The sequence below is a fragment of the Streptomyces sp. NPDC002588 genome, from assembly GCF_040295925.1.
Classification (GTDB): domain Bacteria; phylum Actinomycetota; class Actinomycetes; order Streptomycetales; family Streptomycetaceae; genus Streptomyces.
This window is the reverse complement of record NZ_JBEOWF010000027.1, coordinates 134,005-148,936: the sequence shown is the minus strand read 5'-3', so window position 1 is coordinate 148,936 and position 14,932 is coordinate 134,005. Positions and strand designations below refer to the sequence as shown.

Genomic DNA, 14,932 nt, shown 5'->3' with positions numbered 1-14,932 from the left:
GGCTGCACACCTACAATCACCACCGCGGACACACCGCGCTGCAAGGCCAACCACCCGCCAGCCGCGTCCCCAACCTCACAGGGCAATACACCTAGGCCACCGCGTCGGAGGGCCGTCGGAGAATTCCGGCGGCCCTCCGTCTTGTACGTGGTGCACACTGCCCGGCATGGACATACAGATCAGGGAAGCGGACCCCGCCGAATACGAGGCCCTCGGCGACATCACCGCCCGTGCCTACCTCGACGACGGCCTCCTCGACTACGGCCTGGACGACGAGTACCTGCCCGTGCTGAAGGACGTCGCGAGGCGGGCGGCAGCCGCCGAGGTCCTCGTCGCCGTGGAGGGCGAGCAACTCCTCGGCGGTGTCACCTTCGTCGCCGCGGGCGGCCCGGTCGCCGACATCGCGCGTCCCGGTGAGGCCGAGATCCGCGCGCTCGCGGTCGCCCACGAGGCGCGGGGCAGAGGAGCCGGTGAGGCCCTCGTGCGGGCCTGTCTCGACCGGGCGAGGGCCACGGAGGGCTGCACGGCCGTCGTGCTGTCGACCCAGCGCTCCATGCACGCGGCGCACCGCATCTACGAACGGCTCGGCTTCGTCCGCACACCCGAGCGGGACTGGAATCCCGTGCCGCACTTGGACAACCTCACTCTGCTCGCCTATCACCTGACGCTCTGAAACCAGCCGACACAACATCTGGGGGTGGCGTGACGGGTGAGCACAAGATGTATGCTCATGCTCGCTGTCGTCGCAGGGGAATCCGGTGCGAATCCGGAACTGTCCCGCAACGGTGTACTCATCCGTGTTCGCACACGTATGGGAGTCAGTCCGAGGACCTGCCGACAGCGCGCCCCGGCCGTCCCGGCCCGGGTGCCTTGACGTCCGGGCCTCGTGGAGTGGGCCGGTGGACGCGACGCCGTGCGCGCTCGTGTGCTGCCCCCCGCCCTCCGCCAGGCCCCCTGCCGAGCGAGGGAGAGCCCCACGTGACCATCGCGCCAGCCGATCCGGCCTCAGCCATCCAGCCGGACATCGACGGTCCCGGGACCGCGCTGCTGCGGACCCTGACCGAGCTGACCGCCGACCTCCCCGACGCCGACCCCGGCCGGGTCGCCGCCGCCGCACTGCGCGGCCGGTCCGCGCGGGGAGCCTTCGACGAGGTCACCGCGGAACTGCGCGAGCTGGCCACGGAGGCGGCCGCCGGCCTGATCTCCGAGGACCCCGCGTACTCGAGGCTGGCCGCCCGGCTGCTGACGATCTCCATCGCCGCGGAGGCCGCCTCCCAGGGCGTGGCCTCGTTCACCGAGTCGATCGCCGTCGGCCACCGCGAGGGTCTCATCGCCGACCGCACCGCCGACTTCGTGACGCGGCACGCGGGCCGGCTGGACGCGCTGATCGACACCGGTGCCGACGACCGTTTCGGCTACTTCGGCCTGCGCACCCTGCACAGCCGCTACCTCCTGCGCCACCCCTACACCCGCAAGGTCGTCGAGACCCCCCAGCACTTCCTGCTGCGGGTCGCCGCCGGTCTCGCCGAGGACGACACGCCGAGGTCGGTGGACGAGGTCGCCGCGCTCTACGGGCTCATGAGCCGGCTCGACTACCTGCCGTCCTCCCCCACGCTGTTCAACTCCGGTACCCGGCACCCCCAGATGTCGTCCTGCTACCTCCTCGACTCGCCGCTGGACGAGCTGGACTCCCTCTACGACCGCTACCACCAGGTGGCCCGGCTGTCGAAGCACGCCGGCGGCATCGGTCTCTCGTACAGCCGGATCCGCTCCCGCGGGTCCCTCATCCGAGGCACCAACGGGCACTCCAACGGCATCGTGCCGTTCCTGAAGACGCTGGACGCCTCCGTCGCCGCCGTGAACCAGGGCGGGCGGCGCAAGGGCGCGGCCGCCGTCTACCTGGAGACCTGGCACTCCGACATCGAGGAGTTCCTGGAGCTTCGGGACAACACCGGTGAGGACGCCCGCCGTACGCACAACCTGAACCTCGCCCACTGGATCCCGGACGAGTTCATGCGCCGGGTGAACGAGGACGGGACCTGGTCGCTGTTCTCCCCCTCCGACGTGCCCGAACTGGTCGACCTGTGGGGCGAGGAGTTCGACGCGGCGTACCGGAGGGCGGAAGCGGCCGGGCTCGCCACGAAGACCATCCCGGCCCGCGATCTGTACGGCCGCATGATGCGCACCCTCGCGCAGACCGGCAACGGCTGGATGACCTTCAAGGACGCGGCCAACCGCACCGCCAACCAGACCGCCGAGCCGGGCCGGGTGATCCATTCCTCCAACCTCTGCACGGAGATCCTGGAGGTCACGAACGACGGCGAGACGGCGGTCTGCAACCTGGGTTCGGTGAACCTGGGGGCCTTCGTGGCCGGGGGCGACATCGACTGGGAGCGGCTGGACGAGACCGTCCGCACGGCCGTCACCTTCCTCGACCGGGTCGTCGACATCAACTTCTACCCGACCGAGCAGGCGGGCCGTTCCAACGCCAAGTGGCGGCCGGTGGGCCTGGGCGCGATGGGCCTGCAGGACGTGTTCTTCAAGCTGCGGCTGCCCTTCGACTCCCCGGAGGCCCGCGCGCTCTCCACCCGGATCGCCGAGCGGATCATGCTCGCCGCGTACGAGGCCTCCGCCGACCTCGCCGAGCGCGGCGGCCCGCTGCCGGCCTGGGAGCAGACCCGTACCGCGCGCGGGGTGCTGCATCCCGACCACTACGGCGTCGAGTTCACCTGGCCGGAGCGCTGGGCGGCGCTGCGGACGCGGATCGCGGCCGTCGGCATGCGCAACAGCCTCCTCCTGGCCATCGCGCCGACCGCCACCATCGCCTCGATCGCGGGCGTGTACGAGTGCATCGAGCCGCAGGTGTCCAACCTGTTCAAGCGCGAGACGCTGTCCGGTGAGTTCCTCCAGGTCAACTCCTACCTGGTGCAGGACCTCAAGAAGCTGGGCGTGTGGGACGCCCGCACCCGTGAGGCGCTGCGCGAGGCGAACGGTTCGGTGCAGGACTTCGTCTGGATCCCCGAGGACGTACGGCAGCTGTACCGCACGGCGTGGGAGATCCCGCAGCGCGGCCTGATCGACATGGCCGCCGCCCGCACCCCGTACCTGGACCAGGCCCAGTCCCTGAACCTGTTCCTGGAGACGCCGACCATCGGCAAGCTCTCCTCGATGTACGCGTACGCCTGGAAGTCGGGTCTGAAGACGACGTACTACCTGCGTTCGCGCCCGGCGACCCGGATCGCCCGCGCCGCCCAGGCGGCCGCACCGGCCACCGTCCCCGTACAGCAGGCGGCCGACCCCGACGCGGTCGCCTGCTCCCTTGAGAACCCCGAGTCCTGCGAGGCCTGCCAGTAATGTCCAGCCGTAACACCCATCTCCTCGACCCGGGCTTCGAGCTGACGCTGCGTCCCATGCGCTACCCGGACTTCTACGAGCGCTACCGGGACGCCATCAAGAACACCTGGACCGTGGAGGAGGTCGACCTCCACTCGGACGTCACCGACCTCGCCAAGCTGACCCCGGCCGAGCAGCACCTGATCGGCCGGCTGGTGGCCTTCTTCGCGACCGGCGACTCGATCGTCGCGAACAACCTGGTGCTGACGCTGTACAAGCACATCAACTCCCCGGAGGCGCGTCTGTACCTGTCGCGCCAGCTGTTCGAGGAGGCCGTGCACGTCCAGTTCTATCTGACGCTGCTGGACACCTACCTGCCCGACCCGGAGGACCGCGCCGCGGCCTTCGACGCCGTGGAGAACATCCCCTCCATCCGGGAGAAGGCCGGGTTCTGCTTCAAGTGGATCAACGAGGTGGAGAAGCTGGACCGCCTGGAGACCCAGGCCGACCGCCGTCGCTTCCTGCTCAACCTGATCTGCTTCGCCGCGTGCATCGAGGGCCTGTTCTTCTACGGCGCCTTCGCGTACGTCTACTGGTTCCGCAGCCGGGGTCTGCTGCACGGCCTGGCCACCGGCACCAACTGGGTGTTCCGGGACGAGACCATGCACATGAGCTTCGCGTTCGACGTGGTCGACACCGTCCGCAAGGAGGAGCCGGAGCTCTTCGACGAGGAGCTGCGGCAGCAGGTGACGGACATGCTGCGGGAGGCCGTCGAGGCCGAGCTGCAGTTCGCCCGTGACCTGTGCGGCGACGGCCTCCCGGGGATGAACACCGACTCCATGCGGCAGTACCTGGAGTGCGTCGCCGATCAGCGCCTCACGCGCCTGGGCTTCGCCCCGGTGTACGGCTCGGAGAACCCGTTCTCCTTCATGGAACTGCAGGGTGTTCAGGAGCTGACCAACTTCTTCGAGCGCCGTCCGTCGGCGTACCAGGTCGCGGTGGAGGGCACCGTGGACCTGGACGAGGACTTCTGACCCCGCACGTCACTTCAGGGTGACCGCGTCCCCGGCCGAGACGATCCGAGCGGTCGTCGTCGTGCCGGGGAAGTACCAGCGCCAGCTGCCGGCCGCCGTGACGGTGACCTTGGTGCCGAGTTTGCCGGCGCTGCCCGTCTTCACCGTCTTGACGGTGCTGTAGTGGGCGGTGCCGGCCTTCCGGAACTGGAGCCTGACCTGCTGCCCGGTGAACCCGTGGTACTTCAGGTCCTCCCAGTTGGCCCGGGACAGCTTGCCGGTGACGGTGAGCTTCGTGCCCTTGGTCACCTTCGTGGGCGTGATGACCGTGGTGAGCTTCGAGGCGCGCTTGACCTTGTACCGGGCGATGTTGTCGGAGATCCAGTAGTCGCCGTCGTTGGCCTTGACCGTGGCGTTGACCTGCCAGACACCGGCTGCCTTGTTGCTGTCGGTGTCGCTGTAGCCGGGGATCCAGGCCGGGGTGATGCTCATCGTGGCGGTGCACACCGACGTGGTCGACGACTGCTTCCTGCAGGTCGTGCCGGTCCATTCGGCGAAGCCGCCGCCCTCGGCACTGTACGCGTAGAAGGTGCTCGCATCCGTGAGCCCCTTGATGCCCGAGTTGTCCTTGGCCGTGACGGCCACCGGGAACGTGATGGTCTTCGAGGTCCCCACGATCACGTTCCTGCCGCCGTTGACGACCGTCTTCGTGACCCGCACGTCACCCCGGCCCTCGGCGTGCGCGCCGGTCGCCGTCACCAGGACGAGGGCCGCGGCCCCGCCGGCCGCGGCCCAGACTGTTCTTCGCATGGTCCTCCCCTGACAGTTGGTCAGAAGAGGCTACACGCGGGTGCGGATCAACCGTCCCGCGTTTCTGATCTCGCGGTCGACGCGCCGCTCGCGGACGAGGCCGGCCACCGACGGGGCGAGCAGGAGCGCCAGGATCCCGAGAACCGTGAGCATTCCGATGAGTCCTTCGATCTGGTTCGTGTTCATGGTCACCACTGTCGCGCCGGACGCTCCTGACCGGGAGTGGCAGGACTGCCGTACACCTTCAAATTCCTGCCACCGAGGGTGCAGACTGGAGGCATGCTGAAGAACGTGGCCGCGGTCCTGCTCGACGGGGTGCATCCCTTCGAACTCGGTGTCGTGTGCGAGGTGTTCGGTCTCGACCGCAGCGAGGAGGGGCTGCCGGTGTACGACTTCGCCGCGGTCTCCGCGGAGGGCCCGGTGCTGGGCACCCATGTCGGCGGGCTCACCGTCTCCACGCCGTACGGCCTCGACCGGCTGGAGGAGGCCGACCTGATCGCCGTGCCGGCCTCGGACATGAAAGTCGACCGGGGGGAGTACCCGCCCGAGCTGCTCGCCGCCCTGCGCCGGGCCGTGGACCGGGGCGCCCGGGTGCTCAGCATCTGCTCGGGCGTCTTCGTGCTGGGCGCCGCGGGGCTGCTCGACGGGCGGCGGTGTGCCGCGCACTGGCGGCACGCGGACCTGCTGGCCCGCCGTCACCCCCGGACGATCGTCGAACCGGACGTCCTCTACGTCGACGAGGATCCGGTGATCACCTCGGCCGGCACGGCCGCCGGCATCGACGCCTGTCTGCACCTCGTCCGCAAGGAGCAGGGGCCCGAGGTGGCCAACGGCATCGCGCGGCGGATGGTCGTACCGCCGCACCGGGACGGCGGCCAGGCGCAGTACGTCGCGCGGCCGCTGCCCCGGTCGTCGTGCGACACCGTCGGCGGGGTGCTGGCGTGGATGGAGGAGCACCTCGACCAGGAGGTCACGGTCGAACAGCTCGCCGCCCGCGCCCACATGGCCCCGCGCACCTTCGCCCGCCGCTTCCAGCAGGAGACGGGCACCACCCCCTACCGCTGGCTGCTGCGGCAGCGGGTGCTGCTGGCCCAGCGGCTGCTGGAAGCCACGGACGAGACGATGGACGAGATCGCCTGGCGCACCGGCTTCGGTACGGCGGGCGCTCTGCGCCATCAGTTCGTACGGTCCCTGGGCACCACGCCCAACGCCTACCGGCGGACCTTCCGCGGCCCGCAGGCGGCCGCCTGACGTCAGGGCCTGTCCGGCACCGCCCGCAGCAGCAGGCGGCGGGGGCGGAGGGTGATGCCTATGCGGGTGCGGGGGTCCGAGCCGGGGACGTGCTCGAAGCGGAACGCGTTCGCCACCGTCGCGGCGAGCAGCGTGAGCTCGGCCATCGAGAAGTGGTCGCTCGGGCACTTCCGGTTGCCGACGCTGAACGGCGCCATGGCGTGCTTCGGCACCGCCTCGGAACGGCCGGGCAGCCAGCGGTCGGGGTCGAACTCCGTGTTCCGTTCGTACGACAACGGATCGCGCTGGATCGCGTACGGACTGTAGATGATGTCGGCGCCGGCGGGAATGCGGTATCCGCCGAGCTCGGTGTCGGCCACGGCACGCCGGGTCAATATCCAGACGGCCGGATGCAGCCGCATGGTCTCGATGACGACATTGGCGGTGTGCCGCAGCTTTCGGACGTCGTCGAATGCGACCGGCCGGTCACCGACGACGTTTTTCACCTCGGTGCGGATCTTGTCCACCTGATCCGGGTGCTCGGTGAGAACGAGGAGCAGCGACATGACCAACGAGCCGACGGTTTCGCTGCCCGGGGTGAGTATCGCGATGACCTGGTCGTGGATCTCCTGTTCCCCGATCGGGTCGCCATTGTCGTCCTTCGCCTCCAGCAAAGCCGTCAGCAAATCGTCCGGTTTTTTACCGGAGGCACGGCGGTCGGCGACGATCTCGTCCACGAGCCGATGCAGATCGGCCAGTGCCCGGTTGAATTCGCGGTTGGCCGGAATCGGCACCCGATAAAGCGGTCCGAGGGGTACCACCATGCGCTGGTACATACCGGCGAACAGGGTGGCGAGCGCGGAGGTGATGCGCTCGGCGCGGGCGTCCATGTAGCTGCCGCGCATCAGACAGCGGGCGGAGATGCGCACCGACACCCGGAAGGACTCCGCGGTGACGTCGACGACCTCGCCGGTCGCCCAGCGCTCGACGAGCGCGTGCGCCTCCTCCTCCATGACCGGGCCGTAGGCGGGGATGGCGTCGAGCCGGAAGGCGGGCTGGATGGTGCGCCGCTGGCGCCGGTGCAGCGGGCCGTTGGCGGTGGCCACGCCCTCCTTGCCGAGCAGGCTCTCCAGGGACTCCCACAGGGGGCCGGCGATGATGTAGTCGGAACTGAGGGCGAGCGCCCCGGTGAGCTCCGGCGTGGTGACGGCGTACACCGTCTTGGGGCCCAGCCGGATGCGGACGACGTCGCCGTGGTCGCGCAGCCGGGTCAGGAAGGCCAGCGGATCTCGGGCCAGCTTCAAGCCGTGTCCGAGGAGTGGCACCCCGCCACCGGCCAGGGGTGGCTCACGCAGTTCGGGCACCTCGGGGGTGACGGGCTTCACCGATTCGACGGTCATTTCTCACCTGCCGCTTCGTTGTTGACGTACGGGGGCGTGGACCGGTCGTCCCAGCTGTCGACCATGTAACGGCCGGACTCGTGGTGGAACCAGTAGACGGAACTGAACCAGTTCCGCATGTTGGCGAGGCAGGCCCGTACGGCGGCGCCGATTTCCTTTCCGCGGACCGTCCCGTCGGACAGCCCTTCGGCGAGCCGTAACACGTCCTTTTCGACCGCGAGGAATTCTGTGATGCATTCCTCGACGCGCCGCCGGACTTCTTCCACCGCCTCTTCGAGGGTCAGTCCCTCATGGGTGACGAGACTTATTCCCAGGTTGTGCACCTCGTCGCCCGCTATTTCTTTCGGCAGCGAACAGAGGTCGTTGTACCAGGCGGCGAAATCCTGGCTCAGCAGAGCCGCCCGCCGAAAGGCCGGGTGTTTCCGCACCGGGTCCGGGAGTTCACGTCCGGCGCTCAGCTCCAGGAGGTCGTTCCAGATCCGGTGCGCGAAGGTGAGCCGGCGCAGTGCGAGGTATTCCTCGACGCCGGGGACCCTGCCCTCGACGCGATTGCGGAACTCCCGGTCGTACGCCTCGATCACGGAGTGGAAGTGGCGTGCGAACCGGGCGTTCCAGGTGCCGGGCAGGAAGGCGAACAGCCGGGTCGCGCTTTCCGCGAGAGCTGCGACCAGCGGATCCCGGTGATGCAGGTGGTCCGCCGGGGCGTCCAGGGCCGCGTGCAAGCGGAACCTGAGCCGCCGCCAGTCCGAGGCGCGGCCGTGCACGACGTCGCGGTCGTGCCGGTCGTCCCAGACGAAGAACCATGCGCTGTAGTCGGCTATGGCCTGGAGAACCTCGTCGGAGGCGCCGAGGTAGTAGCCCGCCATCAGGTCGGTGTAGCACAGTCCGTCGGCATATTCTTCGACCTTGGCCGCCGGCATGAGGCGTTTTTCCAGCAGCCAGGAGCGGGTCTTCTCCTGCAACCGGGGCCAATACGGATGCAGTTGCCGGGGAAAGGCCGCCTCGATGACCGGAAGAGAGAGCGAGGGCGGGACCGCGGGCGCGGCCGCCGTCGCCGTGGTGCTGTATGTGGTGCTGCATGGGAAAGCTGGCACGAACAACCCCTCTCAGCCGCCAGTGGGCACACGCCCCTCCCGCCGTGCCGGGCGTGCGCCGTTGCGTATCCCCGCACTTCCCATTCAGCACTACAACTGACGTCTCTGGGAACGGATTTGCTTCATTCACCATCCCGACACGCTGAGAATCCACTCGGGCGTGACTGGTTATCGATCAGCGTATGTGCATAAGCGATCGAACATGCGACGGACATACGAACGACGCCCGTCCGGGTGCTTTCCCGGCCAGGCGTCGTGGGTGAGCTGGCGTGGATCAGTCGTTGGCGACCACCGGGTAGCGGGGTTCGTTCTCGGCCATCTGCCGCAGGGCGTCCTTGCGTTCGCGCTTGGACAGCCGGTCGATGTAGAGGTACCCGTAGAGGTGGTCGGTCTCGTGCTGCAAACACCGAGCGAAGTAGCCGGTGCCGCGCACCTTGATCGGGTTGCCCTTCTCGTCCTGCCCGGTCACCTCGGCGTAGTCGGGGCGGGCGAGCGGCGCGTAGGCGGTGGGCACCGAGAGGCAGCCCTCGTTGCTGTCGTCCAGACGGCGCCTGTCGGCGGGCAGTTCGACCACCTTGGGGTTGCAGACCACACCGACGTGGCGCACGCCCTCGTCGTCCGGGCAGTCGTAGACGAAGACCTTCAGATCTACACCGATCTGGTTGGCGGCCAGGCCCACGCCCTCGGCGGTGCGCTGCGAGGCGAACATGTCGTCCACCAGCTTCAGCAGTGCGTCGTCGAACTCGGTGACGTCCTTGCACTCCTTGTGGAGGACCGGGTTCCCGACGACGGTGATCGGCCGCGAGGTACCGCGCTCGCGGTAGGCCTGCTCCCGCTCCTCGGTCTCCTCGGTGTCGATGACGAAGCCCTCGTCGTCCACGGGGAGCACGCCCGCGTGCTGCTGATCGGTGTCCTGCTGCGCCATGACCGACGTATGCCTTCCTGAACTGTGTCTTCTGGGGGCGACCCCCGGACCCCCGGTCAGGGGGTGAATGTGCGATACAGGGTACGGGGATCGGTCAGCAGACCTCTTCCAGATCCCGCCAGTCCCTCGAATCGGGGCTGTCGGCGACCCATCCGTCCAGCAGCCCCCTCACCAGCGCGGCCGGCGCGGCCACCCCGCACTCCCGCTCCGGCACCCACAGCTGCCCGTCGGTCCGGTGCCCGAGCGGCCCGGGATGCCCCGGCTCACTGTGGTCGTGCGGGTCGAGATGCTCGCCGTCGCCCTCGTCGGACGGCATCCGCGACTCCGAGCACATCCGGCACAGCAGCCGCACCGAGGACGACCAGTCCTCCGCCGCGAACCCCGCGTCCGCGGCCAGCTGCTCCAGCGCGTCCCGGTCGGCCTCCGTCGCCGCCTCCAGGAGGACCACCCAGGTCGGCACGGGCGACGGCGCCCACAGCTCGATCTCGTCGAAGACGGGGTAGGAGTGCCCGGCGGCGGTGGTCCGCTCGCCGTGCGGCACCCCGTCGTGCAGCACGACCTCGCCCCAGCGTCGGCCCGACGACGGCAGCGGGATCGACAGCACCTCCATGCGGGCGGGGTCCAGCCGCCGCCCCCACACCACCTCTGCCTCGCCCTCCGGCGACAGCCGTACGGCCGCGCTGCCCAGGTCCATGCCGGTGACCTCGACGGAGCCGGCCGCGCTGCCGGGCACCTGCAACCCGTAGGCCTGCCAGGCACGGCGGGCCAGCGGCCAGTCCTGGAGGGCGGTGGCGGCGATGCCGACGTTCCACCAGTCGGGGGCGCCGGTCTCCCGGTCGAGCAGGGCGACGGCGCGCAGACCGGCGGTGCGGGCCTGCTCCCAGTCGTGCCGGAACTTGTGCAGCAGGGCGAGGTTGAACCAGGACTCCGACAGCCAGGGCTCCAGATCGGCGGCACGTGTCAGCAGCGCGCCCGCGTCCTCGTACCGCCCGTCCCCGATGAGCGTGAACGCGCGGTCGGTGGCCTGCCGCCAGGAGGCGGAGGGCCGGTGCCGTCCCTTGCCGAAGATCCTCACGATTCCCGCCTGCCAGTTCCGTTCTGTGGGCTGGCCAGTGCCCCCGGACACTCTCTCCCTCGCATCCAACCACGTGTGGCTGGAAGGCCGCTCATTACCCATGGGTTACCCAGCCTTGGGCAGGGTCAGACAGTCCCGTGAGAGCACCCTGGCCAGCGCCTCCACGACCTCCGGCGCGTACTCCGTGCCGGTGCCCAGGCGCAGCTCCTCCAGAGCGGTGAGGGGCCCGCCCGGCCCGGCGCCCTGCACCTTCTCGTCGTACGCGTTCACCACCCGGACTATGCGGGCCGCCACCGGTTGCTCCGGGTAGGGGTCCGCCTGCCGCTCGACGACGGCGGCGACCTGGGCGCTCGCCCCCGTCTGGCGGACGACGGCCCCGCCGAGCAGCGCGATCCGCCGCTGCTCGGCCGCCGGGAGGCCGGCGGTGGCCCCGGCCGGGACCGGGTCGACGAGGCTGAGCTGGCCGATGTCGTGCATCAGGGCGGCGTGCTCCAGAACGGCTCGCTCGGCCTCCGGCAGCCCCAGGTCCCGGCCGACGGCCTGGCTGAGCGCGGCGACCCGGCGGGCGTGGCCGACCGGGGTGTATCCGGCGATCTCGGTGGCCCGGGCGAGGGAGGCGATGGTCTGCCGGTAGGTGGCGCGGACGGCGGCGTACCGGCGCAGGGACAGCTGGGTGAGCAGCAGCGGCACCGAGAAGACGGGCAGCGCCCACAGTCCTACGACGGCGACGGCGAGCGCCATCACCGCGCCGGTGACGCACACCGCCGAGCCGATCCCGGGCACCGCGCGCAGTTCGTCGCGCAGCAGCGGGGGGAACGGCCAGCCGGTGCGGGAGTGCGCGAGCGCGGCGGCGACCACGGCGTCGCACAGCACGGTCAGCACGAGCAGCGCCAGCAGGAGCAGGGCGTACCCCGGGCCCCGCCAGCGGTCGAAGACGCCGTGGCTGTAGAGGGGCTGGAAGCAGACGGCGGCGAAGCCGACGGCCAGGACGCGGCGGACCAGGTGGTCGAGGACGGGCCCTTGTCCGCGGGCGAGGTGGGGCACGCTGCCCAGCAGCGAGGCGGCGGCCACCACGGTGACCACCTGGGCGACCCCGTGGTGGGAGGGGTGGCCGGCGTGCTCGCCCAGCAGGGCGTACGACAGCGATCCGGCGGAGCCGAGCGGCGCGGCCTCGCGCAGCCCGGGCCGGGCTCCCCGGATCAGCTCACCGACGGCGACGAGCATCCCGAAGGCGAGGGCGACGGAGCGCTCCTCGAGGCCGGTGCGGAAGGTGACCATGAGAGACACGCCGGCGAGGAGCCCGGCGGTCGCGGTCAGGACGTGGGCGGTGCGCGCGGGAGCAGGGGTTTGTCGTGGGCGGTGTTCGCTCATCGGGCGACCCCCGGGCGGTCGGGCGCCGTCGGGGCGGGCACGGTGGGGTGGGTTTCGTCGGCGGTGACCACCGGGTGCCAGCCGTCCCGCTCGATCACCCGCACCAGGGCCGCCACCATTCTCGGGTCGAACTGTGTCCCCGCGCACCGCTCCAGCTCGGCCAGCGCGGTCCGCACCGGCCGGGCCCTGCTGTAGGAGCGGGTGGACGTCATCGCGTCGAAGGCGTCGGCGACGGCCACCACCCGTGCGGGTTCCGGGATCTGACGGCCCGCCAGTCCGTACGGGTAGCCGCTGCCGTCGATCCGCTCATGGTGGTGGAGGATCGCCGAGCGGGCCTCGCCGAGGAAGGAGATGCCCCGGGTGATCTCGTGGCCGTACTCCGGATGCAGCTCGATCACGCGGCGTTCCTCGGGGGTGAGCGGTCCGTCCTTGCGCAGCAGCCGGGTGGGCACGCCGAGCTTGCCGACGTCGTGCAGGATCCCGGCGAACCGGAGGACCTCCACCCGGCCCTCGTCCATGCCCAGTTCGCGCGCGATCAGCATCGAGGCCTGCCCGACGCGTTCGCTGTGGCCGCGCGTGTAGCCGTCCTTGATGTCGACGGCCTGCACCAGCGCGCGGATCGTCGCCCGGTGCGCGGCCCGCTCCCGGTGGTACTGGGCGAACACCCACCAGGAGACTCCCATGGGGAACAGCACGAGCAGCGCGGCCACCGGCCCGTAGGGGCTGCGCCACAGCACGGCCATCATCAGCCCGGCGAGCCCGTGCACGGCGAGCGGCGCGAGGGAGCGCAGGAAGAGTCCTCGGCAGACCTTCCGCGGCGGCAGCCCCTCGGCCAGTGCGAACATCCCGCCGTCCAGCACGGCGAGCACCGCGCAGAGGACGAGGACGGCCGCGCCCGCGGGCAGCAGTGCGTACGGCACGCCCGCCGCGGCCACGGCGTGCTGCCCGCCCAGCGCCGTATGGGTGTGGGCCGCGGCCCACACCGCGAGGCAGGAGCGGGCGGCCCGCCAGACGCGGCGCACCAGGGAGGGGCCCTGCTCGACATGCGACAGCAGGGCCCCGGTGAGCGGGACGAGCGCGGCGGCGGGCGGCGGCAGCAGAAAGGCGCCGGCGAGCAGCACGGAGGAAGGGGTCCCGGCGAACCGGCGCCGGGCGATCTGCTCGCCCCCGGCGTACACCGCGGCGAGGAGTGCCACGGCCCACCAGGGCGCACGCCGACCGGCGAGGAGGGGGGCCAGGCAGAGCAGGGAGGCGAGGGCGGCACCGGCGACGTAACCGCGCGCCCGCGCCGGCACTCCCTCCATGACGCCTCCCCAGCCGTGCCCGTGCAGGCCTCGTCCTGGTTCGGGAGCCTAGGGTGGCGTGGGGTGGCTGTGGGGCCGTATCACCCCTGGATTAGCACATTCGGGTGACGACGGCGCTTTCCGGCAGGAGTGTCACGATTCCTGCGGTGTGACCGGCGCGGCCGTCACATCGTGCTCCGGCACGGCCTGGCCCGAGCGGATCAGATCGATCCGGCCCATCACCTTCGCGCGAAGATCGCTCGGCACGTCGTCATGCCCGCAGCACCGCTTGACCAGCTTCTTCACGGCCTGCTCCAGCCCGTACTTCTCGAGGCACGGCGAGCACTCCTCGAAGTGGTGCTGGAACTTGTCCCGGTCGAGAGGGGGCATCTCGCTGTCGAGATACTCGTACAGGTGGTCGAGGACCTCACTGCAGTCCGTCTCGTGCGGATCTCCGCAGCTCATGAGCCCGAACCTTTCGCTTCGTTCGACTCTCCGGCGCCGGCCGGGACCAGCCCGCGCTCACGGGCGTAGTCCTCGAGCATGCCGCGCAGTTGACGGCGGCCCCGGTGCAGCCGGGACATCACCGTACCGATGGGTGTCCCCATGATGTCCGCGATCTCCTTGTACGCAAAGCCCTCGACGTCGGCGAGGTACACGGCGATGCGGAACTCCTCGGGAATGGCCTGAAGTGCTTCCTTCACGTCCGAGTCGGGCAGGTGGTCGAGCGCCTGCGACTCGGCGGAGCGCAGACCTGTCGACATGTGCGACTCGGCGCGGGCGAGCTGCCAGTCCTCGATCTCCTCGGCCGCGGAGCGCTGGGGTTCGCGCTGCTTCTTGCGGTAGGAGTTGATGAACGTGTTGGTGAGGATCCGGTACAGCCAGGCCTTGAGGTTGGTGCCCTCACGGAACTGGTGGAAGGACGCGTACGCCTTCGCGTACGTCTCCTGCACCAGGTCCTCGGCGTCCGCCGGGTTGCGCGTCATGCGCAGCGCGGCCGAGTACATCTGGTCGAGGAATTCGAGCGCGTCCCGTTCGAAGCGCGCGCTGCGCTCCGCGGTCGACTCGTCGCTCGCTCCCGCGTCCATGCCCTGGCCCTCGGGCAGCTCCGCCTGGCCGTTGTCGGTCCCTGCGTCGGTACCGGTGACCGGACCCACCTCCTCAAGATCGCGGGCAGGGCCGAAACCGACCCCACTCGAATCGGAGGATAGACGACTACCCGTGGCCGCCGCCCCTCGAATAGGGGTGGCCTTGGCCGCGTGCAGCACCGTCCAGTCCAGGTCAGTGCGGCTGCCACGGCTCGGGCAGATGGTCGAACCCATGCGGCGGACTTCCTCTCCCACGACGTCGGTGCTGCGTGTTCAGCACTTCTGTCCGGCTCAACAGCGGGCCGCGGCG

General features: G+C 70.3%; 14 protein-coding genes and 1 riboswitch. Of the genes, 4 read left to right on the top strand and 10 right to left on the bottom strand.

Annotated features, from left to right (window positions below; translation table 11 throughout):
* Positions 1-166 precede the first annotated feature (166 nt).
* From ABT057_RS28975 to ABT057_RS28965, 3 genes are all read left to right on the top strand, one after another.
* On the top strand, positions 167-673 hold the full coding sequence (locus tag ABT057_RS28975) for a GNAT family N-acetyltransferase (protein WP_352346548.1): 507 nt from the start codon (positions 167-169) through the stop codon (positions 671-673).
* Between the two features lie 51 nt (positions 674-724).
* A riboswitch (cobalamin riboswitch) is annotated at positions 725-853 on the top strand.
* 125 nt (positions 854-978) lie between these two features.
* Positions 979-3,354 (top strand): ribonucleoside-diphosphate reductase subunit alpha, encoded by a 2,376-nt coding sequence (locus tag ABT057_RS28970; RefSeq protein ID WP_352346547.1) that lies wholly within the window; start codon positions 979-981, stop codon positions 3,352-3,354.
* Positions 3,354-4,367 (top strand): ribonucleotide-diphosphate reductase subunit beta, encoded by a 1,014-nt coding sequence (locus ABT057_RS28965; protein WP_352346546.1) that lies wholly within the window; start codon positions 3,354-3,356, stop codon positions 4,365-4,367. Before ABT057_RS28970 ends, ABT057_RS28965 begins: the two co-directional genes overlap by 1 nt.
* A 9-nt stretch (positions 4,368-4,376) precedes the next feature.
* On the opposite strand, the gene ABT057_RS28960 is transcribed toward ABT057_RS28965, so the two are convergent.
* Positions 4,377-5,156: a hypothetical protein gene (locus ABT057_RS28960; RefSeq protein WP_352346545.1), complete on the bottom strand. Its 780-nt coding sequence runs from the start codon at positions 5,154-5,156 to the stop codon at positions 4,377-4,379.
* Between the two features lie 30 nt (positions 5,157-5,186).
* Positions 5,187-5,342 (bottom strand): hypothetical protein, encoded by a 156-nt coding sequence (locus ABT057_RS28955; protein WP_352346544.1) that lies wholly within the window; start codon positions 5,340-5,342, stop codon positions 5,187-5,189.
* A gap of 93 nt (positions 5,343-5,435) precedes the next feature.
* Between ABT057_RS28955 and ABT057_RS28950 the strand changes: the two genes are divergently transcribed.
* Entirely contained in the window at positions 5,436-6,407 is a 972-nt protein-coding gene (locus tag ABT057_RS28950; protein ID WP_352346543.1) for a helix-turn-helix domain-containing protein, read from the top strand.
* A gap of 2 nt (positions 6,408-6,409) precedes the next feature.
* On the opposite strand, the gene ABT057_RS28945 is transcribed toward ABT057_RS28950, so the two are convergent.
* The 8 genes from ABT057_RS28945 to ABT057_RS28910 all read right to left on the bottom strand — a co-directional run bounded on the left by ABT057_RS28945 (position 6,410) and on the right by ABT057_RS28910 (position 14,856).
* Positions 6,410-7,786 (bottom strand): bifunctional albaflavenone monooxygenase/terpene synthase, encoded by a 1,377-nt coding sequence (locus ABT057_RS28945; RefSeq protein WP_352346542.1) that lies wholly within the window; start codon positions 7,784-7,786, stop codon positions 6,410-6,412.
* Entirely contained in the window at positions 7,783-8,880 is a 1,098-nt protein-coding gene (gene cyc1, locus ABT057_RS28940; RefSeq protein ID WP_352346541.1) for an epi-isozizaene synthase, read from the bottom strand. The genes ABT057_RS28945 and cyc1 overlap by 4 nt, the downstream gene beginning before the upstream one ends.
* A 274-nt stretch (positions 8,881-9,154) precedes the next feature.
* Complete coding sequence (gene def / locus ABT057_RS28935; RefSeq protein ID WP_352346540.1) at positions 9,155-9,805, bottom strand: peptide deformylase; 651 nt, start codon at positions 9,803-9,805, stop codon at positions 9,155-9,157.
* Positions 9,806-9,899: 94 nt separating this feature from the next.
* Positions 9,900-10,880: a tetratricopeptide repeat protein gene (locus ABT057_RS28930; protein ID WP_352346539.1), complete on the bottom strand. Its 981-nt coding sequence runs from the start codon at positions 10,878-10,880 to the stop codon at positions 9,900-9,902.
* 105 nt (positions 10,881-10,985) lie between these two features.
* The gene (locus ABT057_RS28925; RefSeq protein ID WP_352346538.1) at positions 10,986-12,251 is read right to left on the bottom strand and encodes an HD-GYP domain-containing protein; all 1,266 of its coding nucleotides are present in this window, start codon (positions 12,249-12,251) and stop codon (positions 10,986-10,988) included.
* Positions 12,248-13,555 (bottom strand): HD-GYP domain-containing protein, encoded by a 1,308-nt coding sequence (locus tag ABT057_RS28920; RefSeq protein ID WP_352346537.1) that lies wholly within the window; start codon positions 13,553-13,555, stop codon positions 12,248-12,250. Before ABT057_RS28920 ends, ABT057_RS28925 begins: the two co-directional genes overlap by 4 nt.
* Positions 13,556-13,687: 132 nt before the next feature.
* Entirely contained in the window at positions 13,688-13,999 is a 312-nt protein-coding gene (gene rsrA, locus ABT057_RS28915; RefSeq protein ID WP_352346536.1) for a mycothiol system anti-sigma-R factor, read from the bottom strand.
* A complete protein-coding gene (locus ABT057_RS28910) occupies positions 13,996-14,856 on the bottom strand; it encodes a sigma-70 family RNA polymerase sigma factor (protein ID WP_502973974.1) in 861 nt (286 codons plus the stop codon). The genes rsrA and ABT057_RS28910 overlap by 4 nt, the downstream gene beginning before the upstream one ends.
* Positions 14,857-14,932 lie beyond the last annotated feature (76 nt).

Coding starts and splice junctions, on each gene's coding strand:
- ABT057_RS28975 (WP_352346548.1), top strand. CDS start 167: ATGGACATACAGATCAGGGAAGCGGACCCCGCCGAATACGAGGCCCTC.
- ABT057_RS28965 (WP_352346546.1), top strand. CDS start 3,354: ATGTCCAGCCGTAACACCCATCTCCTCGACCCGGGCTTCGAGCTGACG.
- ABT057_RS28960 (WP_352346545.1), bottom strand. CDS start 5,156: ATGCGAAGAACAGTCTGGGCCGCGGCCGGCGGGGCCGCGGCCCTCGTC.
- ABT057_RS28955 (WP_352346544.1), bottom strand. CDS start 5,342: ATGAACACGAACCAGATCGAAGGACTCATCGGAATGCTCACGGTTCTC.
- ABT057_RS28950 (WP_352346543.1), top strand. CDS start 5,436: ATGCTGAAGAACGTGGCCGCGGTCCTGCTCGACGGGGTGCATCCCTTC.
- ABT057_RS28945 (WP_352346542.1), bottom strand. CDS start 7,786: ATGACCGTCGAATCGGTGAAGCCCGTCACCCCCGAGGTGCCCGAACTG.
- def (WP_352346540.1), bottom strand. CDS start 9,805: ATGGCGCAGCAGGACACCGATCAGCAGCACGCGGGCGTGCTCCCCGTG.
- ABT057_RS28925 (WP_352346538.1), bottom strand. CDS start 12,251: ATGAGCGAACACCGCCCACGACAAACCCCTGCTCCCGCGCGCACCGCC.
- ABT057_RS28920 (WP_352346537.1), bottom strand. CDS start 13,555: ATGGAGGGAGTGCCGGCGCGGGCGCGCGGTTACGTCGCCGGTGCCGCC.
- rsrA (WP_352346536.1), bottom strand. CDS start 13,999: ATGAGCTGCGGAGATCCGCACGAGACGGACTGCAGTGAGGTCCTCGAC.
- ABT057_RS28910 (WP_502973974.1), bottom strand. CDS start 14,856: ATGGGTTCGACCATCTGCCCGAGCCGTGGCAGCCGCACTGACCTGGAC.